The sequence below is a fragment of the Nocardiopsis changdeensis genome (assembly GCF_018316655.1).
GTDB lineage: Bacteria > Actinomycetota > Actinomycetes > Streptosporangiales > Streptosporangiaceae > Nocardiopsis > Nocardiopsis changdeensis.
Genome location: NZ_CP074133.1, coordinates 2,612,665 through 2,637,146, shown reverse-complemented (window position 1 = coordinate 2,637,146; position 24,482 = coordinate 2,612,665). Strand labels below are relative to the sequence as shown.

Sequence of the window (24,482 nt, the reverse complement as noted above, 5' to 3'; positions counted from 1 at the left end):
ATCACTTCCGAGAGCGGCTCCTGCGCCTCGTCTCGTTCTCCGCGTACCGACGCAGCCGTGTCCAGCGGGCCAGGGTCTGTTCCCGGCCTTCGGCCTCCGGCATGCGGCGCAGGTCGGCGAGCACGCGGTCGCAGAGGGAGAGCGCCGTGGCGGGGTCCCGCTTGATGAGCCACCGGACCCTGGGGAAAGCGGCGTCGTCCCCAGAGGGCATCACCACCTTGGGCGAAGCGGCGCCCCCTGCATTCTCACGAGAGGGTGCTCCGCCGTTCACCCGCTGCTGTGCACGCTTCCTCTGTCGAGAGGGCTCGCCGCCCCTCCTGGCCCGGGGCACCGCCCCCTGAGCCCCGACCCGTGCCCGGGCCGCGTCACGACAGGCCTTGAGGAGACGACGCATCCTGTCCCCCTCCTCACCCGCCTCCCGCATGAATCCGGCTCCGGAGGCGAGCAGTTCCGTGCAGAGGCGGGCGGCGGCGTCGAAGCGCCTCCGGTTCAGGAGTTCCAGTGCCACCGGGCGCGCGGCGTCCAGATCGGCCATGCCCGTGGGTTTCCTGCCCCTCAGCCAGGACTCATCCAGGGGAATCTTCTCCTTCTGAACCGCCACGGTTTTTCTTGTAGGGGCGATGAACAGCGGCTTATCGCGTTCGGAGCGCACTCGTCCGGTGACTTTACGGGAGGCATTCTTCTTCGCAGAAGCCACCCCTTTTCCGCTCGCTTTTCGCGTGCCCCTCTTCGCGGAAGAACGGGGAGCAGGGGCCACACGGGCTTCCCCGGCCGGCTTCTCCCGGCGATCCGAGGAGCTCTTCCTGCCAGAGTCCACCGGCAGCGGCGCACGGGGGCGCGGGACCCTCGGGGCGTCCCTGCCCCAGTGCTCACCGCAGCGCAGCTCGCGGTTGCTCGACCAGTCGTTCTCATGGTCGGGGCGGTCCCACATCGTGGACAGGCTGGCGTTGCGGTCGGTGCATCCCGGGTACTCGCACTGGTTCCCGGTGTGACCGGTGTTCACGGCCAGAGGTTTCCTGGCGTTCGACCTCGAAGAATCCCCGGCGCTCATCACAACCTCCGCAAAGGACGCACAGAAAACGCCCCTCGGAATACCGCCCTGAACCGGCTATGGGAGAAGAACACTACTCTCACCACCACGATCTCTTCTTAACGATAAGGACTCGCCCGCTCCACAGCGTGGCCGATTTCGGCCAGGAGGGCACCGCGGAAAGCGATACGTCGATGTCTTTCGCCATTCGCTCGGCTCGGGAAAAGAAGCGCCCCCGCCGTTGAGGTGGCCACCGGGGTCGGATGACGACCGCTCAGCCGGGCTGTGTGGGGAGCGGGGGTTCGGCGCTCATTTCGTCAGCTGTGGGTGTCCCTTTCGATCTGGGCCAGGGCCCCGTCCCACACGTCCTTTCCTTCCACCCAGGTCCACAGCCAGTGGCGTAGGGACGGCGCCGCGTAGCGCAGGCCGTCATGGGGGCTCTGGCCCCGGTCCGGTTCCCAGCCGTCGGCGTCCCAGAGGAGCACCGGGTGGTCGACCGCGATCAGGGAGACGTACCACTCCATGGAGCAGCCGCCGCCGGTCAGGAAGAACCATGACGTCGGTGGTGCCCATCCCGGGCGCTGTTCCCGGACGGAGGTCGCGCAAGGCCACTCCCGCACGTGCCGGGGCGGAACGCCGCGCGGTGTCAATGATGCGAGACCGCCCTCCGGACCGAACCCTCCGTCACCGATCTCGGTGTACATGCGCCGGAGCAATGCGGGAAGCCGGTACCCCAGATTGTGTTCCGCCTGTTCGACCTCGGCCATCGTGACAGGCGGAAAGGGTTCGTCCGGGAGGTGGCCAGGGGAGGGGATCGAGTCTCCCCTGCCCCACGCACATGCGTGCAGCCTCTCCAGGAGCTCCTCATCGTTCGCAGCGGTGCGGTGGGGGGAGTCCGTCATGGACCGGAACTGTAGTGAGGGGCGCAGCGGGACCACGCTCCGGGGCGAGAGGCCGCGCAGGACCACGGGCGGGGCGGATCGCCCCCACCGGAGCGGGGATGGCCATGGGGCCATGGCGGGGATGCGGCCAGGTGGTGGGCTAGGGCGCAGGCGGTAGGGCCGCACTTTCGGGGCCCCGGGGGCTGTGCGGACACCGGGGACGGCGCGGCAGCGGTGGGGGCTCCGGGCTCGGGTGTGGCCGGGCCGACCCTTCGTCCAGGGCGTGGGACCAGGGGCGTCTGGACCTGACGGTGGAGGCGCTGGTGCTGCGGCCGGAGTTCGCGGCGCTGTTCACGGAGGAGGAACTGGGACGGGCGCGGGGGCGGCTGGAGCAGTTCGGGTACCGGTTCCCGAATGAGTAGGGGCGGGCCGGCCCCTTCCAGACCCCGAAATCCCCCCATGGACTGGTTGCCGGGCGAGTAGGGGGCGGACGCCCCCTCCCGGGCCCCGAAATCCCCCATGGACCGGTTGCCGGGCGGGTAGGGGCGGGCCGGCCCCGGCGGGGTCCGCCGCCGGGGCCGGCGGCCCGCCCGGCCGTGGGGCGGCAGGGACACGGCCGGGCGGGGGTCGGGGCGGGGTCAGGGCCAGTTCTTGTGGTCGATGTCCCAGTCGGTGCCGCACAGGCCGCAGTCGGTGCCGAGGAACTCGGCGCGGGCGGCGGCGTCGCCCTTGAGGTGCCAGCGCAGCCAGGCGGTGCCGACGCGGCCGTACTCGCCGCCGTTGGGTTCGGCGAAGGTGCCGTAGTGGCCGACGTCGAGGTGGCCGATGAAGGCGGGCAGCCCGGCGGGGAGCTTGGAGTAGTCGTCCAGGGCGTTGGGGTGGGCGATGTCGCTCGGGCCGCCGGTGAAGTAGGCGATCGGGGCGTGCAGGTCGTCGAGGAGGTCGTCGTCGCGGTCGGTCAGCAGGCCGCTGTTCCAGAGCACGGTGGTGGTGACGCGGGGGTCGTCGGCGACCTCGTAGGCCTCCAGGCCGCCGCAGGACTGGCCCATGACGGCGATGCGGTCGGTGTCGATGTGCCCGCGGTACTCGCTGAACGGGCGGGTGTTCTCGTCGACCGCCCAGTCGACGGCCTCCGTCAGCATCTCCGGGTCGGTGCTTCCGCTGCCGCCGGGGCGGCCGTTGGCGATGACGAGGAAGCCGTGGGAGGCGAACTCGGTGAGGATGTTCTCGAACCAGGTGCCGTCGGCGCGGCAGGCGCCGTTGCCCCACACGACGATGGGCAGGGGCTCGTCGTCGGGCAGGTCGACGGGGCGGTAGATCGTGTGGTCGCGCAGGCGCCAGGTGGTGGTGTACTCCGCGGCGTAGGGGCCGGTGCCGCCCGCGGCAGCGGCGGTGGCGGGCGCAGCGGGGGCGAGGGTGAGGACCGTGAGCACTCCCAGGAGCAGGGCGGTGGGGCGGGCCGATCGTCGTCGGTGCATGGGGGGTTCCTCTGGGGGTGGGGTGACTTTCGTTCAGCGCGCTGCACCCGAATATCGGCCCCTGGTGAGGAGGCGTCAACGGGGTGTGACCGAGGACGGGTCGTTTCCCTGATCCGGCGGGCGGCGGTGTCCGCGGGGAGGCGGGGCGGGGCCGGTGGTCTCCCCGATGGGAAGGGCCGGCGGGAGGGGAACCGGGCGGGCGCCGGGGGGATCGGAGTCCGGTGGAGGTGGCCGGATGGGCGGGCGTGGGCGGCGGAACGTGCGGAGGCGGCGGGCGGAGCACCGGGGGGCACCGGGGGCGCCTCGGCCGGAGTCCTCCGGGCGGTTTCCGAGGGCGCCGGGCGGGTCGCCGGCCCGGCGGCTGGGGCTGGTGGCGGTGAGCGGTCTGCTCGCGTACTTCTTCCTCGCGGTGGGTGTGCAGTTCGGCGGTCACGAGGTGCGGGCGCTCGGGGCCGCCTACGGGTGGTCCGGGGAGGCCGGCCGGGTGACCGTGACCCACGAGGCCCAGGTGCGCCGGGAGGTGCGGTGTTACGGGACCTTCGATCCGGGCGACGGCCCCGCGCGGGAGGGGGTGTGGTTCCACTCCTCGCACGGGTGCGCGCCCGGCAGGGTCGTCGGCGCCCGTCTCGTGGACGGTGAGGAGACATGGGTGTCGACGACCCTGGAGGACCGGGCCTACGAGGTCGGGGCGCCCGGGGGTGTGTTCGGCTCGGTGCTGTTGCTGCTGGTCATCGGGCTGCTGTGTTTCGGCTTGGGCGGGCTGTTCGGGCTGGGGGCGGCGGCCGTGGGAGGCGGGCTCGCGCTGGAGGCGGTGCGCCGCCTCCGCGGGGGTCAGTCGAAGTGACAGCGGGGGTGGGGGACGCGCCGCCGGCGCGGGCGGCGGGCATGGGGCACCGCGACCGGGACGGGCGGGAGCGCCGGTGCGGGCGGCGGGGGCGGGGTGGGGAGGAGGTGTGCGCCGGTCGTGGTCAGGGACAGGGCGAGGAGGCCGGAGAGGATGCGTGCCATGGCCACAGCCTGACAAGCATCACTCTCCGGCGCGACACGATCACGCGAAGAAGGGTGTCCGGTTTCGGACCCTGAATGCGCGTGTGGGTCCGGTCGTGCCCGGGTAGCCGGTTCTCCCGTCAGGGGGTCGGAGCGGGCTCGTCCTTCGGGGCGCGGCGGGCCCAGTAGGTGGCCAGCGCCGAGCCGGACAGGTTGTGCCAGACCGAGAAGAGGGCGCCCGGCAGCGCGGCGAGCGGGGAGAAGTGGGCGGTGGCCAGGGCGACGGCCAGGCCGGAGTTCTGCATCCCCACCTCGACGCTGACGGCGCGGCGGGCGCTGTCGGGGAGGCGTCCGACGACGCCGACCAGGTAGCCCAGCCCCAGCCCCAGGCCGTTGTGCAGGACCACGGCGAGCGCCACCAGCAGGCCGGTGCCCAGGACGGCGTCGGCGTTGGCGCCGACGATGCCCGCGACGACGACCACGATGCCGGTCACCGAGATGAGCGGCAGCGCCGGCAGCAGGCGTTCGACCAGGTTCGGGGCGGCCATGCGCAGCAGGAGGCCGGCGACGACCGGTCCCAGGACGATCTGCAGGATCGACAGGAACAGGTCGCCGGCGGCCACCGGCAGGGTGGACCCGGCCAGGCCCAGGACGAGCAGGGGCGTCAGGACGGGGGCGAGCATCGTGGAGATGGAGGTCATCGCCACCGACAGGGCGACGTCGCCGCGGGCCAGGTAGACGATCACGTTGGAGGCGGTACCGCCCGGGGAGGCGCCGACCAGGATCATGCCGACGACGAGCAGCGGCGGCAGGCCGAGCAGGTGGGCGATGCCCCAGCCCAGGGCGGGCATGACCGTGTACTGCGCCAGGACGCCGAGCAGGACCGCCCTGGGGTGGCGGACGACGATCGCGAAGTCGGCCGGGCGCATGGTCAGGCCCATGCCGAACATGATGATGCCGAGCAGCAGCGAGATGTACGGGGTGACGGGCGCGGTGGCCGCGGGCAGCAGGAGGCCGAGCACGGCTCCGCCCAGGACCAGGAGCGCGAACCACCGGCCGGTGAAGTCCGCGATGTTCTTGATGGTGTTCATCTGTGGCTTTCCCGAAGAGTTCTCCGGGGCGGTCGGGACCTCCCCGCCCCGGGCGGTCACCGCCCCGTGGGGGTCGACGCCGCCCGGCCAGGGTAGCCCCCGCCTTCCCTTCGGGTGCCGACCGGGGCCCGGGGGCGGCCCCGCAGGGGCGTCCGCGCAGGCCGTACAGGCCGCGCAGACCGGACGAGGCGAACAGCAGACGGCGGATGGGAGGGCGGCCGGGGCGGGTGTCCGCCCGGGCCGCCCCCGTGCCGCGGGTTCAGGGGGTCGGCCGCGGGCCGGTCACGCCGCCTCCCCCGGCTCGGGTGCGCCCTCCTCCCCCGGTCCGGACGGGCCCGGGGCGTCGTCGGTGCCGACGGGGAGGGTGCCCTCGGTGGCCAGGGGGACGAACCGGCTCGGGGTGATGCCGAGCAGGTGGGAGGACAGGGCGTCGTTGCCGGAGAACCCGGCGTCGGCGTCGACGACCTGGGCGCCGTCCCACAGCATGAACATGGCGGAGACGGTGTGGGACGCCTTGTCGTGGTGCATGTCGTAGTGGGCGGCCATGGGGACGCTGTCGTAGTGCACCCACAGGTCGTGCCCGGTCATGAACACGTCGAGGTCGAAGGTGACGGTGAGCCCCATCAGCTCGGGCTTGTAGCGGTCGTCGATGCCGGCGAACGCCTCGTCCAGGGCGATCAGGCGCGGGCAGGTGGCGCGTGCGGAGGAGTACAGGGCGTTGGCGGCGGCGAACAGGGGCAGGTGGATGGCGGCGGACTTCTCGCCGCCGGACATCTCCTCGTGCTTGGCCTTGGTGAGGCGGACCTCGTCCTGGCCGGGGACGGCCTTGCGCAGCTCGAACCGGTACCACTCGCGGTAGTCCAGGACCGCGGCCAGGACCTGCTTGTAGGTGGCGCGCGGGTGGGCGGCGTGGTACTCGCGGATCAGGTCGCGCAGCAGGCCGCGCAGTTCGGTCAGGCCGTCCTGCCCCAGGCCGGCGGAGTCGCGGCGCAGCAGGTCGGCGACGGCGCGGCGGCGGTCGGTGAGGTGGTCGGCGCGGGTCCAGCGGATGCCGATCCGGGTGCCGGAGGTCATCGGCCGCGAGCGGGTGTCGGAGTCCATGCTGCGGACCAGGTCGCGGGCGGTGCGGACGCGTTCGTGGATCTGCTGGGCGACGGCGGAGAGGAGCTCGTCCTCCAGGACGCCGCGCTCCTCGCGGCGGAGCAGGGCGTCCTGCTCCTCGACGCGTTCGGCGACCAGGCGCGCGAAGGCCGGGAGGGGGTTGCGCCCGGCCTCGTCGTTGACGTGGACGACGACGAGGCCGCTGGGGTCGGCCTCGTGGTCCACCTGGTGGCCGTCGGCGGTGGCGGCGAGGGCGTCGGTGAACACCCGCAGCGCCTCGGACATGCGGGTGCCCGCGGTCTTGAGGGCGGACTCGGTGACGGGTGCGGTGCCGACGGTCGCGGTGAAGGCGTCCAGGGTGTCGGCCGCGCCCGGGGGCAGGACCGAGCGCAGGGCCTCGGCGGGGTCGGTGCCGCCGGTGACGGCGGCGGTCACCCGGTCGGCGGCCTCCTCGGCGCCGGGCCACAGGGCCGGGGCGGGCCAGGCGCGGTCGCCGTCGATGCCCAGCAGGGTCCGGGTGCCGGGTCGGGTGAGCGGTGCCAGTCCCGCGCAGTGCTCGAACACGGCCTCCAGGGCGAGCAGGAGGGAGGAGCGGCCGTTCTCGATCCCGGCCTCGGCGCGGACGGCGTCCTCGCGGGCGGAGGTGGCGCGTCGGCGCAGGTCGGCGAGGGCCGAGCGGGTGCGGGCGAGGTCCTCCTCGGTGCGGCGCAGCCGGTCGATGACCTCGCGGGCGGGGGCGTCGACGCTCTCCTGGCGGACCTGGAGCCGCGTGACGGTCTCGGCGTGCTCGGCGGCGCGCTCCTCGTGGGAGCGGGTGTCGGCGGTGTGGGCCCGGGTGAGGCGTTCGATGGTGGCGGTGCGCTCGGCGAGGTCGTGCTCGGCGCGTTCGACGTCGGCGCGGGTCTGGACCAGGGCGCGGTGGGCGGCGCGGAACGCCTCCAGGGCCGCGGCCACGGCGTCGAGGTCGGCGGGCGCGGTGGGCAGGGAGCGCTCGGCGGCGGCCGCGCGCAGCCGGGTGCGGTGGGCGTCGACGTCGGCGGTGGCGGAGTCCAGGCGCAGGCGGGCCCGGTCGAGGGCGGCGCGGGCCCCGGCGACGAGGGTGGCGTGGTGCTCGACGGTCTTGAGGGCGCGGGCGACGGGCGCGGTGTCGGGCAGGTCGGTGCGGGCCAGCGCGAACGCCTTGACCCGGTCGGCCGCGGCCGCGAGGCGCTCCTCCAGGTCGGAGAGTTCGGCGGTGAACGCCTGGATGCGGGCGTCGAGGTCGGCCAGGCGCTCGCGTCGGCGGGCGGCGCGGTTGGTGGCGCCGATGAACTCGGGGGCGGCCTTGGGGCCGGCGCCCGCCAGCACCCCGAGGGAGAAGTGGCCCGCGGTGCTGATGTGGGCGGTGGGGAGATCGGAGATGCCCGGAGTGGTGGAGGCTCCCGGTGCCGCGGTACCGCCAGAGGAGGCGGAGACCGCGGAGATCCCAGGTGCCGTGGTGCCGCCGGAGACCATGGGGATTCCAGAGGCCACGGGGTCGTCGGGGGCGTCCGCCAGGGCGACGGAGGCGAGGAGGCGGTCGATCACGTCCGCGGGGACGTGGTCCTGCTCCTCGGCGACCAGGACGTCGGCCAGGGTGGGGCCCGCGGGGGCGCCCTCCTGCGGGGTCGGGACCAGGTGGGCGTCGGCGGCGCGGCCGTCCAGGGCGGCGCGGGCGGCGTCCGGGTCGGGGTGGACCCAGGCGGTGAGCAGCCCGGCGGCGTCCAGGGCGCCCTCGATCCCGGCGGCGCGGGCCGGGTCCAGGCCGTCGGCGAACCGGACCAGCCGCCACAGCGGGGCGCCCGGCCGCCCCTCGCGCGGGGCGGTCCGCGCCCGGTCGGCGGGCGGGGCGTCGTCGCGCTCGGCGGCGACCTCGGCGCGTTCGGCGCGCGCCGCCGCCAGGTCGGCGGTGATCCGCTCGCGGTCCGCGGCCAGGCGGTGCTCGTGGCGGATCGCGTCGGTGCGCGCGGGGTCGGTGAGGTCGGTGAAGACCTCCGGGAGGGTGGGCGCGCCGGGCTGGCCGCAGGTGTCCAGGGCGGCGTCGAGCGCGGGCAGGGACGCCCGGTCGCAGACCGCGCCCGGCCCCTGGGCCCAGCGGCCGGACCAGGCCGCGAGCGCGTCGGCGGCGTCGGCGCGGGCGGACTCCAGGCCGGCCTCGGCGCCGGCGCAGGCCTCCTCGGCCTCCGTCAGGGCGGTCAGGGCGCGGGCGGCGTCGGCGTCGGCGCGGGCGCGTTCGGCCTCGACCCGGTGCAGGTCGGCCAGGTGCGCGCGGACCCCGTCGAGGTCGGCGGCGCGGGCGGCGGCCCGGGCCCGGGCGGTCTCGGGGTCGGTGTCGGCGGGGCCCTCGCCGTCGCCGGTGATCCCGGCCAGGTCGGCGGACTCCTCCAGTTCGGCGAGCAGGTCGGCGATGGCGGAGCGCCGCTGCTCCAGGTGCCGGGCGACCCCCTCGGCCTCCTCGCGCAGGCGGGCGATCTCCTCGCCCTGGCGGTGCAGGCGGCGCTCGGCCTCGGCGAGTTCGCGGCCGCGGTCGTCGCTGTGCCGCAGCTCGACCTCCAGGGCTCGGGCGTCGCGCAGCGCCTCGCTCTCGGACAGGCCCCGGCGGACCGCGTCCAGCCCGGCGGCCTCCTCGTCGGCCCGGGCGACCTCCGCGGCCAGGCGCTCCCCCTCGGCGGTGGCGGCGGCCAGCGCGGCGGTGTGCCCGGCGAGGGCGGAGATGTACTCCTGCGCCCGGGCCAGGGAGGCGGCGACGCCGGAGGTCCGGTGCCGGGCGTGGGCGGTGAGGTAGGCGGTGTAGGAGGCGGTGAACGCCTCGACGGCGGTGTGGGCGGCGGTGGCGTCGTCGAACCGGCGCTGGACCGCGGACAGGTTGGCGAAGTCGCGGGCGGCCTGGTCGATGAGCTCCTCGTCCACGGGGCTGAGCCCGGCGGTGAGGGTGTCGGAGACCTTCTCGGGGTCCAGGTCCTTGGCCAGCAGCGGGCGGCGCAGGGCCAGCAGCAGGTCGAGGAGCTGGATGTAGCGGTCGCCCAGGCCGAACAGGCGGGCGTCGACCGCGGCCCGGTAGTCGGCGGCGGAGGTGTGGTGGGCGCCCTCGCCCAGGGCCACCTTGAGCTGGCGCTCGGTGAGGGGGCGGTTGTCGGTGGCCAGCAGGCCGAAGTCGACGCCCAGGCGCTTGTCGGTGACGAAGAAGGAGGTGGCGACGCCGTCGCGGTGCTGCTGGGCGCGCAGGCCGATGACGAGGGTGACGGTCTCGGGCCGGGACCCCTCGCCCGGGCGGGCGAACTCCATCCACACGAACCCGTACTCGGCGTCCTGCCCCCGGTAGAGGAGGTTGGACTTCATGGTGCGGTTCTGGCCGCTGAAGGGGTCCAGGCGGCGCGGGTCGGTGTGGCCGTCCAGGATGAACGGGAACAGCACCTCCAGGGCCTTGGTCTTGCCGGAACCGTTGTGGCCGCGCAGGACCAGGCGCCCGTCGGCGAAGGTGAACTCCTCGTCGACGTAGTCCCAGACGTTGATCACCCCGGCCCGGGTGGGCTTGAAGCGGGCGGCGGACATCAGGTTCCTTCCGGTTCGAGGCCCAGGGGCAGCATGCCGGTGTCGGGGCGCTGGGGCAGCGCGCCCTGGATGTTGCGGTAGCGCAGGGCGGCGGGCAGGACGAGGACGCCGCCGGGGACGGGGCGCAGCAGGGACAGGTCGGTGAGCAGTTCGAGGGCGGCGTCGAGCAGTCCGCGGGGGTCGCGCTGCCAGGCGGCGGTGAAGGAGGCGGCGCCGAACTCGGCGAACAGGTCCTCGACCATCGCCTCCAGGCGGCCCTGCTCGATGAGCGGCGCGGTCGCGGGCTCGGGGGCCGCGGCGGCGGTGGCGGGAGGGGTCCAGGCCAGGGCGCCGACGACGCCCTCGCGCGGCAGGGCGGAGTCGATGCGGGCGGCGAGCTCGGCGTGGGCGTCCGGGGCCGCGGGCAGCGGCAGGTGGGTGAGGGCGGCCCGGGCGGTCTCCATGCGGTCGGCGATCTTGGCCAGCAGGAGCCCGGCGGTGCGGTTGACGGCGCTGCCGCGCCCGGGGAAGGGGCGGTCGGTGAACAGCCCCCCGGGGTCGGCGAGCAGGACGCCCTCGGCGCGGCGCTCGACGGTCAGGCCGGTGAGGCGGGCGACCTCCTCGGCGACGCCGGGGGCGCGCAGGGCGTCGGCGACGTCGGGGGTGACGTCGGCGTAGTGGACGACGGGGTGTTCGACGAGGAGCCGGCGGGCACGGCGGGCGGTCTGCTCGCGGGTGGGCTCGTCGGGGTGGTGGACGAGCAGGCCGGTGACGCCGGTGACGTGCTGGACGGGGCGCACGGGGCGGAACAGCACCTCGCACACCTCGTGGTCGATGTCGAAGAGGGCGTCGGCCTGACCGTGGCCGCCGGCCCACGCCTCCAGGGAGCCGTCGGAGACGTGCAGGGCGCCGTGGTCGACCAGCCAGGAGCAGACGTCGACGAGGGCGGCCTTGTGGGTGCCGTCGGTGGGGTCGTAGCCCAGGCCGCCGACGGCGTTGGCGGAGGGGGTGAAGTGGCGGATGAGGTCGGCGAGGCTCACCTCGACCTGGGAGCGCTGGAAGGAGGCGAGCAGCAGGCACAGGTAGGCCAGGCGGCGCCGGTCGAAGGGGCGGCCGGCGCGCGCGAAGACCTGGCGCTGGGTGGGGTCCAGGGTGTCGGGGGCGCGGACCAGGCGGACGTGTTCGGTGGTGGCGATGAGGGTGTGGCCGAACAGCTCGCGCAGGTCCTCGGACAGCTCGTCGGCCCAGCGCAGGACGTTGGCGAGCACTCCGGGGCGGGGCCGGTCGCGGGTGATGATGTCGCAGGTCAGGACCCGGCGCATCGCCTGCTGGTAGGCCCCCAGGTCGGCGGGGTCGATCCGCTGCGCGGGGCGGCGCCGGCGGCTCATCGCCCCTCCCCCGGGCGGGTGGGGACGCGGGGCGCGGACACCCGCGGCGCCGCGCCGGGAGCGGCCGCGCACAGGCGGGCGGCGCCGGGCCGGACGGCGGCCCGCGGGCGGGCGGCCGCGGTGTGGGCGGGCATGCCGGGTGCGGGCGCGATGCGGGCAGACCCGGTGCGTGCGGGCGCGCCGTGCACGAATGCGGTGCGTGTGAACGCAGTGCGCTCGGGCGTGCCGGGTGCGGGCGCGCCGTGTGCGAAGGCGGTGTGTGCGGCGGGGCGGGGCGGGCGGCTCATCGGGCGGCTCCACGGGCGCGGGGGGCCAACTCCAGGCGCATGCCGGGCAGGTGGAGCAGGCCACGGGTGGTGCGGACGGTGCTGCCGGTGTCGCTGGGGACCAGCCGGACCAGGGTGCCCTCGTCGGTGCCGGTGGCCGAGGACAGCCGCCCGGCGACGACGGCGCGCGACTCCAGGGCCCGGGTGATCAGGCGCAGCAGTACGCGGGTGTCGACCTCGTCCAGGACCCGGTCGTGGGCCCCCTCCTCGGCCAGGCGGGCGGCGGCCTGGCGGTCGGCGGAGCGGTCGGCCGCCTGGCGGCGGCGCAGCTCGGCGCGGGCGTTCGGGTTGCGGCGCACCGGCTTGGGCACCCCGGCGGTGGGCGCCTTGCCGCTGCGGAACAGCGTCACCGACACCTCCACGCCGGGGGCGTCCCACCAGGTGGCGTTCGGGGAGATCTGCTCGTCGTCCTCGTGGGCGACGCCCAGGTGGCGGGCGGAGCGGACGTTGAACGCGGCGCCCATGAGGGCGTGCGCGGCCCCCTCGTCGGGGGTGTCGAAGACCCACTGCGCCAGGTGGCGCAGCTGGGTGGCCCGGTTGACCCCGCCGCGCCGGGCCTCGGTGAGCTGGCGCAGCAGCGCGATGACCCCGGAGGTCGCCGAGCGGGTGGCGGCGTGCAGTTCGGCGGCACGGGTGGGCGCGCCGCCCTCGGTGGTGAACCAGCCGCGCAGCGCCGACCAGCGCCGACGCCAGTCGTCGAGGCGCTCGTCGCGGTCCATGAAGAGCCGCTCGTCGGTGTCGGCGGCGCGGGCCAGCAGCGTGGTCAGACCGGTGTCCTCCACCTCGCGCACCGCGCGCTCCAGGCGGGGCTGGTGGCGGTCGAGCTCGGCCATGAACTCGGTCATGTGGACCAGCAGGGCGTTCTTGTACCTGAGGAAGGTGTCCGGGGAGGCGTCGGTGGAGCGCAGGATCTCGCCCAGGGTGACGTGGAACTGGGCGGAGCGGCGGCCCATGTCCTCCATCACGGTGTCCAGGCGCGACAGCCGGCGGTAGACGTGCTCGGCGCGGCCGGTGCGGTTGGCGTCGGCCAGGGCGCGCAGGTCCTCCAGGACGTCGGAGAGGACCAGGCGGGACAGGTTGACGTCCTCGCTGCGGGCGCCCAGGACGCCCTCGACCGCCCGGTAGGCGCGGTAGCCGAGCTCGCTGAACTGGTAGACGGACTGGCGGTTGCGGTAGCGGGCGAGGTTCCCGGCCCGGGAGGCGTCGTCGAAGCGGTGGACGACCCGATCGGCGTACAGCTCGTCGAGGCGGTAGCGCAGGTCGGCGGTGTCCAGGGCGGGCACCCCGTCGTGGGCGGCGGCCAGCTCGCGCAGGGTGGCGGCCAGGTCCTCGGCGCCGGCCTGCACCCGGTGGACCTCGCGCAGCCGGTCCAGGGCGCGCAGGATCCACAGGTAGGTGACGTGGTCGTCGCGGCGGGTGAAGTTGAACAGCTGGAAGCGGTCGCTGATCGTGAGCGCGTCCAGGTCGAGAGCGCTGCGCTCGGCCACCCGTGGTTCCCCGTTCCCCTGTGTGCTGCCGGTACGTCGCGGCCGCGCGGCGGCGGCCCTCCCCGCGGCCGCCCGTCTCCCCCGTCCGGCCGTCGGGCACTGGCCATTATCGCAGCGCGCGACGACGGTCCGTCCCGGGACGGCGACGCCTGTGGACGGCGGCTCCGGAAGCGGCGCGCACGCGGGCGGCGCGGAGGCGGACCGCGGCCCGGGGGCGAACGGCACGGTGGCCGGCCGTACCCGAACGGACGGTGCCGGCGGGCGGGGCCGGGGCGGACCACGGCACGGGGCCGGGCGGCCGCGGGGCGAAAACCCGTTGCCGGGCGGTTCGGGGGCGTGGCAGCCTGCCGGGAGGCGCGCGGGCCGGGCCGGGCGCCTGGACCTGTCGCCGACCCCGGTGGAGTACGGCCGTGGGCCACATCGATGTCAACCGGGTGTCCCACACCCTGCCGGACGGGCGGGTGCTGCTGGACGAGGTGTCCTTCCGGGTCGGCGAGGGCTCGGTCACGGCCCTGATCGGGGCGAACGGCGCGGGCAAGAGCACCCTGCTGCGGATCGTCCGCGGAGCGGAGCGCCCGCAGTCGGGGGCGGTCACCCTGGACGGCGCCCTGGCGGTGATGGACCAGTTCGTCGGGCACGTGCGCGACGAGACCACGGTGCACGAGCTGCTGGTGTCGGTGTCGCCGCCCGCGGTGCGCGAAGCGCACGCCGACCTGGAGGCGGCCGAGGCCGCGATGATGGTCGACGACGGCGAGAAGACCCAGATGCGCTACGCCGGGGCGATCGCCCGGTACGGGGACGCCGGCGGCTACGAGGCCGAGGTGGTGTGGGACCAGTGCTGCACGGCGGCGCTGGGCGTGCCCTACGAGCGGTGCCGGTGGCGCGAGGTGCGCACCCTGTCCGGCGGCGAGCAGAAACGGCTGGTGCTGGAGTCCCTGCTGCGGGGTCCGGCCCCCCTGCTGCTACTGGACGAGCCCGACAACTACCTGGACGTGCCGGGCAAGCGCTGGCTGGAGGAGGCGCTGCTCGCCACCCCCAAGACGGTGCTGCTGGTGTCCCACGACCGCGAGCTGCTGAGCCGGGTGCCGGACCGGATCGTCACCCTGGAGCTGGGGGCGGCCGGGAACACGGCGTGGACGCACGCCGGTGCCTTCGGCACCTACCACGAGGCGCGGCGGGAGCGGTTCGCGCGCCTGGACGAGCTGCGCAGGCGGTGGGACGAGGAGCACGCCAAGCTCAAGGCCCTGGTGTCGATGTACAAGCAGAAGGCGGCGTACAACTCCGACATGGCGTCGCGGTACCAGTCGGCGCAGACCCGGCTGCGCCGGTTCGAGGAGGCGGGGCCGCCGGAGAAGCTGCCCCGGGACCAGAGCCTGCGGATGCGGCTGCGCGGCGGGCGCACCGGCAAGCGCGCCCTGGTGTGCGCCGGCCTGGAGCTGACCGGGCTGATGCGCCCGTTCGACCTGGAGGTCCACTACGGGGAGCGGGTCGCGGTCCTGGGATCCAACGGCTCGGGCAAGTCGCACTTCCTGCGGCTGCTGGCCGGGGGAGGCTCGGACCCCGAGGGGACGCCGCTGTCGGAGGAGGAGCGGGCCAGGGGGGCGCCGGTGCCGCATGAGGGCCGGGCCCGGCTGGGGGCGCGGGTGCTGCCGGGGTGGTTCGCGCAGACGCACGAGCACCCGGAGTTCGCCGGCCGGACGCTGCTGGACATCCTGCACCGGGGCGAGGGCTCCCGGAAGGGGGTGCCGCGGGACGAGGCGGGCCGGGCGCTGGATCGCTACGAGCTGGCGCGGGCCGCGGAGCAGACCTTCGACACGCTGTCGGGCGGGCAGCAGGCGCGGTTCCAGATCCTGCTGCTGGAGCTGTCGGGGGCGACGATGCTGCTGCTGGACGAGCCGACCGACAACCTGGACGTGGTGTCGGCGGAGGCGTTGGAGGCGGCGCTGGACGCCTACGAGGGGACGATCCTGGCGGTGACGCACGACCGGTGGTTCGCCCGGGGGTTCGACCGTTTCCTGGTGTTCGGCGCGGACGGGAACGTGTACGAGTCGGACGAGCCGGTGTGGGACGAGGGCCGCGTGCAGCGCGCCAGGTGAGGGCGCCGGGCCGGGGCGCGGCCGCCGGGGCCGGCGACCCCGCGGGGTCGCCGGCCCCTTGTCCTCCGCCCGGGACGGGGGTAGGGTCGATTTATCTCGACATCAAGATAAATGTGAGCGGCGAAACCCCACCCCCTGGAAGGTCCGCGCATGCAAGCCCTGGAGATCTCCGGCCTCACCCGCACCTACCGACGCAGGGGAGGTGAGGAGTTCCACGCGCTGCGCGGCCTGGACCTGGACGTCCCCCGCGGCGAGGTGCACGGCCTGCTCGGCCCCAACGGCGCCGGCAAGACCACCCTGTGCAAGATCGTCTCCACGGTGCTGCTGCCGACGGCGGGCACCGTCCGGGTCCTCGGACACGACGTCGTCACCGACACCGCCCGGGTCAAGGAGCGCCTCGGTATCGTCTTCGGCGGTGAGAAGGGCCTGTACGAACGGCTCACCGCCCGGCAGAACCTCACCTTCTGGGCGTCGCTGTACGGCCTGGGCCGGGCCGCCCGCCGCCGCAGGGTCGACGAGCTCCTGGAACGGGTCGGGCTCGCCGACCGGGCCGACGAGCGCGCCGGGGACTTCTCCCGCGGCATGAAGCAGCGCCTGCACCTGGCCCGGGGGCTGGTCTCCGACCCCGGGGTGCTCATCCTGGACGAGCCCACCGTGGGCATGGACCCCGTCGCCGCCCGCGACTTCCGCGCCCTGGTCGGCGAGCTGCGCGGCCGGGGCACCACCGTCCTGATGACCACCCACGACATGGCCGAGGCGGCGGCGCTCTCCGACCGGGTCTCCCTCATCGACCGGGGGACCCTGGTCATGACCGAGTCCCCCGCCGCCGTCGGCGACCTCGTCTCCGCCTACGAGCGGGTGGACGCCCGCGGCGTCCCCGGCCGGGTCCGCGAGTCCCTGGCCGGCCTGCCCGGGGTGGTGTCGGTGACCTCCCCCGAGGAGGGGCTGACCCGGGTGGAGACCTCCTCCCCCGACGCGACCCTGGCGGTGCAGCGCGCCCTGGTCGAGGCCCGGGTGCGCGACGTGGCCCGCAGCCGCCCCGACCTGGAGGAGGTCTACCTCCACCTGGTGGGCGAGCGGGGCATGGCGGTGGGCGAGTGAGGACGGCGCTCACCGGATTCGCGCTGGGATCCGGTTTCCAGGCCCGGACCATGGCGCGCAGTGTGGACACCTACTTCACGCTGGCCACGGTCCCGATGACCACCGCGGTGCTGCTGTCGATGATGCTGTACAGCGGGCGCACCGACCTGGCCTCCTACGCGGTGGTGGCGCCCACCCTCATGGCGCTGTGGACCGCGGCGCTGATGTTCGCCGGGGAGATGATCGCCGAGGACCGCGAGAACGGACGGCTGGAGCTGCTGGTCGCCTCCCCGGTGTCGCCGACCGCTCTGGTGTTCGGTCGGCTGTGCGGGGCGATGCTGGTGTCCCTGCCCGCGTTCGGGCTGGCCATCGCCACCGCGGGGCTGCTGTTCGGGCACTGGGTCACCGTCCATCACCCGGCGGTGTTCGTGCTCTCGGCCCTGGCCACGGCACTGGCCACCGCTGCCACGGCCACCGCCCTGTCGGCGCTGTTCATCGCCGCGCCGGGGGCGCGCATCGTGCAGAACACGCTGTCCATGCCGGTGTTCCTGCTGTCGGGGGTCGTGGTGCCGCTGGCGTTCCTGCCCCTGTGGGCGGCGGCGCCGGGCCGTCTGCTGTACCTGTCCTGGGGCGCGGACCTGTTCCGCGACTCCCTGGCGCCGGGGCCGGTGGAGCACGCGGCGGCGCGGCTGGCCGCGGTGCTGCTGCTGGGGGCGCTGGCACTGGCCTTCGGCACGCACACCATGGACCGTTTCCTGCGCCGCGCCCGGGCCGAGGGGAGCCTGTCCCGTGTCTGACCTGATCGCGCCGGTGGCGCGTACCGTGCGCCAGGGCGCCGTCGTCTCCCGCGCCGACTTCCGGGCGTTCTACACCTGGAAGACCTGGCTGTTCGGCTGGCTGGTGCGACTCCTGTGCCAGGTGCTGTTCTACTCCACGGTGGGGGTGCTGGTCGGCGACCCGGAGTACACGCGGTACATCGTGCTGGGGGCGGCGGTGACGGTCTGCGTGGCCGAGGCGATGCTGGCGGTGGCCTCCACCTGCTGGGACCACCACCGGGGCACGATGGGGCTGCTGGCCGCCTCGCCGGTGTCCCCCGGGTGGTTCTACTTCGGCCGCAGCCTGCAGTGGCCCGCCTCGTCGGTGGCGACCACGTCGGTGGCGCTGCTGGCCCTGCCGCCTTTCTTCGGGGTCCAGTGGGCCTGGTGGCAGGTGCCGGTGCTGGTCGGGATCGTGGCGCTGACCTGCCTGTCCACCTACTGCATGACGCTGCTCGTCGCCTCGGTGGCGCTGGTCTTCCCCGAGGCGCGCAACGTCATCGGCAACATCGCGTCGTCGCTGGTCGTCGTGGTCAGCGGGGCGATGGTGCCGGTGGAGTACTGGCCCGTCCCGGTGCAGTGGGCCGCCCAGGCCCTGCCCGCGGTCCACGGGCTGGCTGCGGTGCGGCTGCTGGAGGCGGGCGCCCCGGCCGCCGCCGTGGCCGCCGAGACGGGATGGATGCTGCTGGCCGCGGCGTGCTGGCTGGCGGCGGCCCTGGCGGCCTTCCGGTGGATCTTCGCCCGCGCCCGGATCGACGGCTCCCTCCTGGGCTGAGCCGGTCAGCCGACGGGGAGGGAGAGGTCGACGAGGGCGGAGCACTCGGCGAGGCAGCCGCCGACGGAGAGCTCGCCGCCCGGCAGGGCGTCGGGGAAGTGGAAGACGGCGTGGGTGGCGGTCCCCGCGGTGAGTTCGCGGCGGCCCGCGGCGTCCTCGGCGCGCTGCCCGGTGCCGTCGGCGGCGCGGTAGACGGCGCCGTCCAGGTCCAGGGACACGGCGTCGACGGCGGCGAACTCCACCGTCACCACCAGGGTGTGGTCGACGACGGACCGGTAGGCGGTGACCAGGGTCGCGCCGACGCCCTCGGAGTCGGCGGTGGCGCCGTCGCCGACGATGAGGGAGGGGCCCGGGTCGGAGCCGTTGATGTGCAGCCCCGTCACCAGCCCGTCCCGGCCGGTGAAGTCGGTGTACTCGCCGCAGTCGGGGTCGTTGCCCTCGGCCGGGCACAGCCGGGCTCCGTCGGCGGTGGGGGTGAGCCCGGCGGCCTCGGGCGTCCGGCCGCCGTCGGCGCGGGCCCGGGCGACGGAGGCGGCGTGCAGGAGCAGGTCGTGGGCGGCGGAGTCGTCCGCCGCCAGGTTGAGCCCCTCACTCATGCGGTCGGGGTCGTCGGTGGCGGCCAGCGCCTCCAGGTAGCCGGTGACGGCCTCCTTTGGCGGTTCGCCCTCGGGCCGGCCGCCGGGCCCGCCGGGCTCACCGGACCCGCCGGACCCGGAGGGTTCCGCGGTGGCCTGGGCCGGGCCGCCCGACGGGGACGGGTCCGCGGGGGACGGCGCGGCCGGCGCCGGTCCCGGAGCCGGGCTCAGGACGGGGGCCGGGCCCGGGGCGGACGGGGCGCCGGTGGCCTGCGGCGCCTCCCCGCCGGCCGGGGCGGCCGCCCCCGGACCGCCGCAGCCGGCGAGGAGGACGGCCAGGGCCAGCGCACAGCTCCTCGTCACGACCATGTCCGCCCCTCCCTGCCGGTGGCCTGCGGGGATCGTACGGTCACAGTCCGCAAAAAGGGGGTTTCGTCCCGGCAAGGTTCTCCCCGGGGGCCGTCACGCCGTCGGTCCCCGGGGAGGGCGCGGGCTACGGGCGCAGCACGACCGGGAACTCCTTGAGGCTGTTGACCGACAGGGCCGAGGCCACCACCAGCTCCTCGTCCGGGACCGCGAGCCTCAGGTCGGGGAAGCGCTCGAACAGCATCGGCAGGATGATCCCCGCCTCCAGGCGCGACAGCGGCGCACCCGGGCAGATGTGCGGGCCGTACCCGAAGGAGATGTGCCGCCCCTTACCGCGGTCGGGGTCGAACACCTCCGGGTCGTCGCCGAACTCGGCGCGGTCGCGCGAGGCCGCCCCGTAGTGGGTGAGCAGCGCCTCGCCCTTCTTGATGGTCTGACCCTCGATCTCGATGTCCTCGGTGGCGAACCGGAACATCATGAGGTTGTTGGGCGGGTCGTAGCGCAGGGTCTCCTCCACGACCGCGTCCCAGGTGACCTCGCCCTTGCGCAGCCGCTCCAGCTGCTCCGGGTACCTGAGCAGCGCCCGCACCACGTTGGTGAGCAGGTTGACCGTGGTCTCGTGCCCGGCGGCGACCACCGTCAGCAGGGTGAGGGTGATCTCCATGTCGGTGAGGCCCTCGCCGTCCTCGCTCGCGCGGATGAGGTCGGCGGTGAAGTCGTCGTGCTCGTCCAGGGTGGCCCGCTTGCGGGCGACCAGCTCCCCGAAGTACTGGAACAGCGTGTGGTAGATCCGGAGGTGCTCGCCCTCCTCCGTGGTGCCGGAGAACAGCTTGGCGTACATCTCGCCGAGGTTCTCGTACTCGGCCTCGGACACCCCGTACAGCTCGCCGATGACGGCCATCGGCACCCGGAACGTGAACTCCGACTTCAGGTCCAGGGTCTGGGACGCCCGGGGCTCCAGCGCGTCCAGCGCCCGGGCGGTGATCCGCTCGATGCGCGGGCGCAGCCGCTCGACCCGGCGCGCCGAGAACGGGCTGGCGGTGAGCTGGCGCAGGCGCCGGTGGGGGGCGCCGTCCAGGGCCAGCATGTTGGTGTTGTCGGTGGGGATGGTGCCCAGCAGCGGCCAGCCTTCGGGGACGCGGCCCTCCTGGTAGTCGGCCCAGTGGTCGACGCTCTTGACGAACCGGGGGTCGTTCAGCGTCGCCTTGCTGACCTCGTGGTGGGTGGTGGCCCAGGCGCGCACGCCGCCGGGCAGCTCCACCCGGGTCAGCGGGCCCTCCTGGTACAGGCGCTCGCGGTCGGCCTGGACGTCCTCGGGGACGGCGTGGATGAGGGGGACGCCGTCGGCCGCGTGGAAGGGGCAGGACATCAATGGACTCCTTGCGGGGTTGCGGGAGTGAAGGAGACCGGGAGCGCGGTGACGCCCCGGATCCAGGGGGACGGCCGCCAGCGGACCTCGTCTGCGGGGACGGAGAGCTCGATGTCGGGCAGCCGGTCGAGGAGGACCTCGATCGCGGTGACCGCCATCGTCTCGGCGAGGCCCTGGGCGGCGTGCGGGCAGCTGTGCTCTCCGTGGGAGAACGACAGGTGGGCGTGGTTGGCCCCGTGGCCGGGGCCGGCGGCGCCGGTCCGCAGGGCGGGGTCCTGGTTGGCGGCGGCGTAGCCGAGCAGCAGCAGGTCGCCCTTGCGGATGATGCGGCCGCCCAGCTCGACGTCGTGGGCGGCGAACCGGCCGGCGTTCATCTGGGAGGGCGAGTCCTCCCACAGCACCTCGACGAGGGCCTCGCGGGCGCTGCTGCGGGCGCCGAAGAGGGAGGTCCCGAACCGGTCGTCGGTGAGCATCAGCCGCAGCGCGTTGCCGATCCACTCGCCGGTGGTCTGGTGGCCGCCGGCCAGGACCGCGAGCAGGTCGGCGTTGAGGTCGTCGTCGGTGTAGTCCGCGGCGTGGGCGATCATCCGGGACACGATGTCGGGGCCGGGCACGGCCCGGCGGGAGGCGATCAGCTCCGCGAAGGCCCCGACCATGCGCTGGTGGGCGGCGATGGCGTCGGGGCCGGCGTTGAACAGCACGTTCATGTCGGAGGTGATGGCGTCGCCGGTGGCGTCGTCCAGGCCGTACATGCGGCACAGCACCAGGGCGGGGACGCGTTCGGCGTAGCCGGCGCGCAGGTCGGCCCCGCCCGAGCCGCAGAACGCGTCGATCAGCCGGTCGGCGATCCGCGAGACGAGGATGCGCAGCTCGTGCGGGTCGGCGCCGTTGATGGCGTCGTTGATGGCGCGGGTGCGCCGCCGGTGCTCCTCGCCCTCCGCGCACAGCACGTTGGGCAGCGGGGCGAGCATCGGCAGCAGCGGCCAGTTCTCGGGCACCCGGTCCCAGGCGTTCCAGCGGCTGGGGTGGCGGGCGAAGGTGTCGGAGTCGCCGAGCACCCCGTGCAGTTCGCGGTAGCCGATGACGAGCCAGGCCGGGACGTCGCCGTCCATGAGGACGGGCACCACGGGGCCGTGTTCGGCGCGCATCTTCCGGTAGAAGCCGCGGGGGTCGGTGTTGAATTCGGGGTCGTAGAGCCGGACCGGGGTCGTCGTGTCCACCGGGCACCTCGTGTGTCGGTTGTGGATGGCGGCATGGGGCGGGCCGCCCCGGCCGGAGCGGCCCGGTGGCCGGGTCAGGGACCCGGCGGGACGGGGGGTCGCGCAGGCCGGGGGCGACGGGCCGGGCTCACCGGGGGGCCTGGGCGATGAGGGTGCGGATGTGCTCGACCAGGGCGATGAGGACGTGCTTGGCCGAGCCGCGGTCGCGGGCGTCGCAGCGCAGCAGGGGCACCTGCGGGTCCAGGTCCAGGGCGGCGCGGATCTCCTCCAGGCTGTGGGTGCCCTCGCCGAAGTCGTTGTGGGCGACGACGAACGGGGTGCCCTGGGCCTCCAGCCGGTCGATGGCGAAGAAGGAGTCGTCCAGGCGGCGGGTGTCGACCAGGACGACCGCGCCCAGGGCGCCGCTGAACAGGCGGTCCCACAGGAACCAGAAGCGCTCCTGGCCGGGGGCCCCGAACAGGTACAGGACCGAGGTGGCGTCCAGGGTGATGCGGCCGAAGTCGAAGGCGACGGTGGTGGTGCGCTTGTCCTCCACGCCGTTCAGGTCGTCGATGCCGGTGCCCGCCCGGGTCATCGTCTCCTCGGTGTTGAGGGGGCGGATCTCGCTGACCGAGCGCACCAGGGTGGTCTTGCCGACGCCGAAGCCGCCGACGACGGCGATCTTCAGGGCCTGGTCCACGGTCGGGGGCAGGGACCGGGGCGGGTCGGCGGTGGGGGTTTCAGAGGTTGTGGAGTGCAACGAGGACCTTCTCCAACACGTCCGGGGAGGCGAGGGGGTGGGCGGGAGAGGGGGCGGGCCGGGGGTGGCGCGCGGTGATCCGGCCGCCGTCCAAAAGGTCGGTGAGCAGGATGCGGGTGACCGCCAGGGGCAGGCCCAGGTGGGCGGAGACCTCCACCACCGCCATGGGCCCGCGGCACATCCGCAGGATGGCCGCGTGTTCGGACTGCATGTCGGGGGTGGGCTCGCTCTCGGCGACGACGAGCGTCACCGCGTCCAGTGCTTCGTCGGCCCCGTCGCTGCGTCCGGAGGTGATGACGTAGAGGCGGTCGGGGCTCTCGTCGCGGTGCGAGCGGCTCATGCGGTTCCGGTGGCGGCCCGGGGCGGCGTGGACAGGTGCTCGCCCAGCTGTTCGACCAGTTCGTTCATGTTGTGGCCGACCAGGCCCGGGTCGGCCTCGGGCGAGGTGATCACCGCCAGGTGGGCCCCGGCGCCGGCCTCGACGATGAAGAGCAGGCCGCCGTAGAACTCGGCCATGGCCTGGCGGACGCCTCCGGCGCCGTCGCCGAACTCGACGGAGGCGCTGTGGGCCAGGCTCTGCACCCCGGCGGCGATCGCGGCGAGGTGGTCGGCGCTGTCCTTGCCCAGGCCCGGGGTGTGGCACAGCTTGAGGCCGTCGCGGGAGAGCACGAGGGCGTGCCGGGCCCCGGGGGTGCGCTCCAGGAGGCCTTCGAGGAGCCAGGTCGAATGTTCGAGGTCCATCATGCGTCCTTCGGTGTTCCGTTCTGGTCCTGGCCGCTCACCGCCGCGCGGAACGCCCCGAAGCCACGTGGCGACGTGGCCGGGCCGGCGTCCTTTGCGGGTCGGGAGTCGGCGGTCTGCTGCTGGACGGCCGCGAGGGTCTTGCCGCGGCGGCGCTGGGGCAGCCCTCCGGTCTCGGCGGCGGTGTCCCGCGGCGGGGCCGACGCGGGCGCGGCCGCCTCGGGGGCGGCCGCCGGGGAGGCGGCCACGGCGGTCGGCTCCGGCCGCGCGGCGGGAGCGGGCGCCGCGGGCAGGGGCTTGACGAGCTTGTTCGGGAGCAGCAGGACCACGGCGGTCCCGCCGCGGGAGGAGGACCGGAAGGACACCGTCAGGTCGTAGCGGCGGGCGATGCGGCCGACGACGGACAGGCCCAGGCGGCTCCCGGAGATGGTGGTGATGTCCGCGTCGCCGGCGACGGACTCGCGGGCGCGGCGCAGCGCCTCCTCCCCCATGACCAGGCCGCTGTCCTCGACCATGACGGCGATGCCGGCCTGGACCTCCTCCACGTGGACGTGGACCTCGGAGGTGGGCGGGGAGAACTTGGCGGCGTTGTCGAGGAGCTCGGCCACGGCGTGGATGACGCCCTCGGCGGCGAACCCGGCGATGGCCTGGCGCGGGACGTTGTGCAGGCGCACCCGGCGGTAGGCGCCGATGCGGGCCATGGCGCCGCGCAGGATGCTCTCGATCCCGATGGCGCGGCTCCACCGGCGCCCGGAGCGGGCCCCGGTGAGGACGGCGATGCTGTCGGCGATGCGGCCGGCCTGGGCGGTGCTGTGGTCCAGGTGCATGAGGTCGCCGAGGATGCCGGAGTCGGTGTCGCCGTCCCCGTAGCGCTCCTGCATGCGGCGCAGGTCGGCGAGCATGGCGGTGGTGAGGGCCTGCATGCGTCCGGCGGCGGTGGCGCAGGCGGCCATGGCGGCGGAGCGGCGGCGCTCGGAGACGGCGATCTCGGCGGCGATCAAGCGCACGACGGCCGCGCGGGCGGCGTCGGGCGGCAGCGGGATGCGGTGCAGGGCGGTCTCCGCGGAGTCGCCCTCGCGCAGCCGCTCGACCAGGCGCGGCAGGTGGTCGCGGGCCAGGAGCTCGGTGCTGGTGCGCAGCTCGTCGAGTTCGGCGCGCAGGGCCCTCACGGTGCGCTCGCGCCGCTCCACGACCAGCGCCAGGACCGTGAGCAGGACGAGGCCGGTGATCGCGGTGCCCAGCGGCCAGGGCTGGCGGGCGGCGGGGAAGGCCAGGAGCGCGCCGCCCCACAGGAGCAGCGGCACCGCCGGGAGGTACGCCCAGCGGAAGGCGGGGCGCGGCTGGGAGACCGCGCCCCGGGGGGTGGTGGTTGTCATGGCTCACGTCCG

Annotated in this window: 19 protein-coding genes; 5 read left to right on the top strand and 14 right to left on the bottom strand. The window is 74.8% G+C overall.

Annotated features, from left to right (window positions below):
* Nucleotide 1: 1 nt before the first annotated feature.
* The 3 genes from KGD84_RS11940 to KGD84_RS11930 form a co-directional block, all read right to left on the bottom strand.
* A complete protein-coding gene (locus KGD84_RS11940; protein ID WP_220560365.1) occupies nt 2–601 on the bottom strand; it encodes a hypothetical protein in 600 nt (199 codons plus the stop codon).
* A gap of 746 nt (nt 602–1,347) precedes the next feature.
* A complete protein-coding gene (locus KGD84_RS11935; RefSeq protein ID WP_220560364.1) occupies nt 1,348–1,554 on the bottom strand; it encodes a hypothetical protein in 207 nt (68 codons plus the stop codon).
* 995 nt (nt 1,555–2,549) lie between these two features.
* Entirely contained in the window at nt 2,550–3,389 is an 840-nt protein-coding gene (locus KGD84_RS11930; protein ID WP_220560363.1) for a poly(ethylene terephthalate) hydrolase family protein, read from the bottom strand.
* Between the two features lie 376 nt (nt 3,390–3,765).
* Here KGD84_RS11930 and KGD84_RS11925 point away from each other — a divergent pair, with 376 nt between their 5' ends.
* The gene (locus KGD84_RS11925) at nt 3,766–4,233 is read left to right on the top strand and encodes a hypothetical protein (RefSeq protein WP_220560362.1); all 468 of its coding nucleotides are present in this window, start codon (nt 3,766–3,768) and stop codon (nt 4,231–4,233) included.
* A gap of 283 nt (nt 4,234–4,516) precedes the next feature.
* Here KGD84_RS11925 and KGD84_RS11920 read toward each other — a convergent pair whose 3' ends face one another.
* The 4 genes from KGD84_RS11920 to KGD84_RS11905 form a co-directional block, all read right to left on the bottom strand.
* A complete protein-coding gene (locus KGD84_RS11920; RefSeq protein ID WP_220560361.1) occupies nt 4,517–5,467 on the bottom strand; it encodes a bile acid:sodium symporter family protein in 951 nt (316 codons plus the stop codon).
* 282 nt (nt 5,468–5,749) lie between these two features.
* On the bottom strand, nt 5,750–10,138 hold the full coding sequence (locus KGD84_RS11915) for an SbcC/MukB-like Walker B domain-containing protein (protein WP_220560360.1): 4,389 nt from the start codon (nt 10,136–10,138) through the stop codon (nt 5,750–5,752).
* The gene (locus KGD84_RS11910) at nt 10,138–11,505 is read right to left on the bottom strand and encodes a DUF2398 family protein (protein WP_220560358.1); all 1,368 of its coding nucleotides are present in this window, start codon (nt 11,503–11,505) and stop codon (nt 10,138–10,140) included. Before KGD84_RS11910 ends, KGD84_RS11915 begins: the two co-directional genes overlap by 1 nt.
* A gap of 283 nt (nt 11,506–11,788) precedes the next feature.
* Nucleotides 11,789–13,318, bottom strand: coding sequence for a TIGR02677 family protein (locus KGD84_RS11905; protein WP_220560357.1), 1,530 nt, complete (start codon nt 13,316–13,318; stop codon nt 11,789–11,791).
* Between the two features lie 410 nt (nt 13,319–13,728).
* Between KGD84_RS11905 and KGD84_RS11900 the strand changes: the two genes are divergently transcribed.
* The 4 genes from KGD84_RS11900 (at nt 13,729) to KGD84_RS11885 (ending at nt 18,084) form a co-directional block, all read left to right on the top strand.
* Nucleotides 13,729–15,414: an ATP-binding cassette domain-containing protein gene (locus tag KGD84_RS11900; protein ID WP_220560356.1), complete on the top strand. Its 1,686-nt coding sequence runs from the start codon at nt 13,729–13,731 to the stop codon at nt 15,412–15,414.
* 150 nt (nt 15,415–15,564) lie between these two features.
* Nucleotides 15,565–16,515, top strand: coding sequence for an ABC transporter ATP-binding protein (locus KGD84_RS11895; RefSeq protein ID WP_220560355.1), 951 nt, complete (start codon nt 15,565–15,567; stop codon nt 16,513–16,515).
* A 50-nt stretch (nt 16,516–16,565) separates the two neighbouring features.
* Nucleotides 16,566–17,291: an ABC transporter permease gene (locus KGD84_RS11890; RefSeq protein ID WP_255646467.1), complete on the top strand. Its 726-nt coding sequence runs from the start codon at nt 16,566–16,568 to the stop codon at nt 17,289–17,291.
* The gene (locus KGD84_RS11885) at nt 17,284–18,084 is read left to right on the top strand and encodes an ABC transporter permease (RefSeq protein ID WP_255646466.1); all 801 of its coding nucleotides are present in this window, start codon (nt 17,284–17,286) and stop codon (nt 18,082–18,084) included. The genes KGD84_RS11890 and KGD84_RS11885 overlap by 8 nt, the downstream gene beginning before the upstream one ends.
* A gap of 5 nt (nt 18,085–18,089) precedes the next feature.
* Here KGD84_RS11885 and KGD84_RS11880 read toward each other — a convergent pair whose 3' ends face one another.
* From KGD84_RS11880 to KGD84_RS11850, 7 genes are all read right to left on the bottom strand, one after another.
* The gene (locus tag KGD84_RS11880; RefSeq protein ID WP_220560353.1) at nt 18,090–19,028 is read right to left on the bottom strand and encodes a hypothetical protein; all 939 of its coding nucleotides are present in this window, start codon (nt 19,026–19,028) and stop codon (nt 18,090–18,092) included.
* 124 nt (nt 19,029–19,152) lie between these two features.
* Nucleotides 19,153–20,394 carry a cytochrome P450 family protein gene (locus tag KGD84_RS11875; protein ID WP_220560352.1) on the bottom strand — a complete coding sequence of 414 codons (1,242 nt, stop codon included), beginning with the start codon at nt 20,392–20,394 and terminating at the stop codon, nt 19,153–19,155.
* On the bottom strand, nt 20,394–21,614 hold the full coding sequence (locus KGD84_RS11870) for a cytochrome P450 (protein WP_220560351.1): 1,221 nt from the start codon (nt 21,612–21,614) through the stop codon (nt 20,394–20,396). Before KGD84_RS11870 ends, KGD84_RS11875 begins: the two co-directional genes overlap by 1 nt.
* Nucleotides 21,615–21,741: 127 nt before the next feature.
* Nucleotides 21,742–22,353 carry a GTP-binding protein gene (locus tag KGD84_RS11865; RefSeq protein ID WP_220560350.1) on the bottom strand — a complete coding sequence of 204 codons (612 nt, stop codon included), beginning with the start codon at nt 22,351–22,353 and terminating at the stop codon, nt 21,742–21,744.
* Nucleotides 22,334–22,693, bottom strand: coding sequence for a DUF742 domain-containing protein (locus KGD84_RS11860; protein ID WP_220560349.1), 360 nt, complete (start codon nt 22,691–22,693; stop codon nt 22,334–22,336). Before KGD84_RS11860 ends, KGD84_RS11865 begins: the two co-directional genes overlap by 20 nt.
* Nucleotides 22,690–23,094, bottom strand: a complete 405-nt coding sequence (locus KGD84_RS11855; RefSeq protein WP_220560348.1) for a roadblock/LC7 domain-containing protein — start codon at nt 23,092–23,094, stop codon at nt 22,690–22,692. The genes KGD84_RS11860 and KGD84_RS11855 overlap by 4 nt, the downstream gene beginning before the upstream one ends.
* Complete coding sequence (locus KGD84_RS11850) at nt 23,094–24,470, bottom strand: ATP-binding protein (protein WP_260697215.1); 1,377 nt, start codon at nt 24,468–24,470, stop codon at nt 23,094–23,096. The genes KGD84_RS11855 and KGD84_RS11850 overlap by 1 nt, the downstream gene beginning before the upstream one ends.
* Between the last annotated feature and the right edge of the window lie 12 nt (nt 24,471–24,482).

Excerpts from the sequence above, each read along its gene's own strand:
- KGD84_RS11935 (WP_220560364.1), bottom strand. The coding sequence starts at position 1,554 with ATGGAGTGGTACGTCTCCCTGATCGCGGTCGACCACCCGGTGCTCCTC.
- KGD84_RS11930 (WP_220560363.1), bottom strand. The coding sequence starts at position 3,389 with ATGCACCGACGACGATCGGCCCGCCCCACCGCCCTGCTCCTGGGAGTG.
- KGD84_RS11920 (WP_220560361.1), bottom strand. The coding sequence starts at position 5,467 with ATGAACACCATCAAGAACATCGCGGACTTCACCGGCCGGTGGTTCGCG.
- KGD84_RS11915 (WP_220560360.1), bottom strand. The coding sequence starts at position 10,138 with ATGTCCGCCGCCCGCTTCAAGCCCACCCGGGCCGGGGTGATCAACGTC.
- KGD84_RS11910 (WP_220560358.1), bottom strand. The coding sequence starts at position 11,505 with ATGAGCCGCCGGCGCCGCCCCGCGCAGCGGATCGACCCCGCCGACCTG.
- KGD84_RS11895 (WP_220560355.1), top strand. The coding sequence starts at position 15,565 with ATGCAAGCCCTGGAGATCTCCGGCCTCACCCGCACCTACCGACGCAGG.
- KGD84_RS11890 (WP_255646467.1), top strand. The coding sequence starts at position 16,566 with ATGGCGCGCAGTGTGGACACCTACTTCACGCTGGCCACGGTCCCGATG.
- KGD84_RS11880 (WP_220560353.1), bottom strand. The coding sequence starts at position 19,028 with ATGGTCGTGACGAGGAGCTGTGCGCTGGCCCTGGCCGTCCTCCTCGCC.
- KGD84_RS11875 (WP_220560352.1), bottom strand. The coding sequence starts at position 20,394 with ATGTCCTGCCCCTTCCACGCGGCCGACGGCGTCCCCCTCATCCACGCC.
- KGD84_RS11860 (WP_220560349.1), bottom strand. The coding sequence starts at position 22,693 with ATGAGCCGCTCGCACCGCGACGAGAGCCCCGACCGCCTCTACGTCATC.
- KGD84_RS11855 (WP_220560348.1), bottom strand. The coding sequence starts at position 23,094 with ATGGACCTCGAACATTCGACCTGGCTCCTCGAAGGCCTCCTGGAGCGC.
- KGD84_RS11850 (WP_260697215.1), bottom strand. The coding sequence starts at position 24,470 with ATGACAACCACCACCCCCCGGGGCGCGGTCTCCCAGCCGCGCCCCGCC.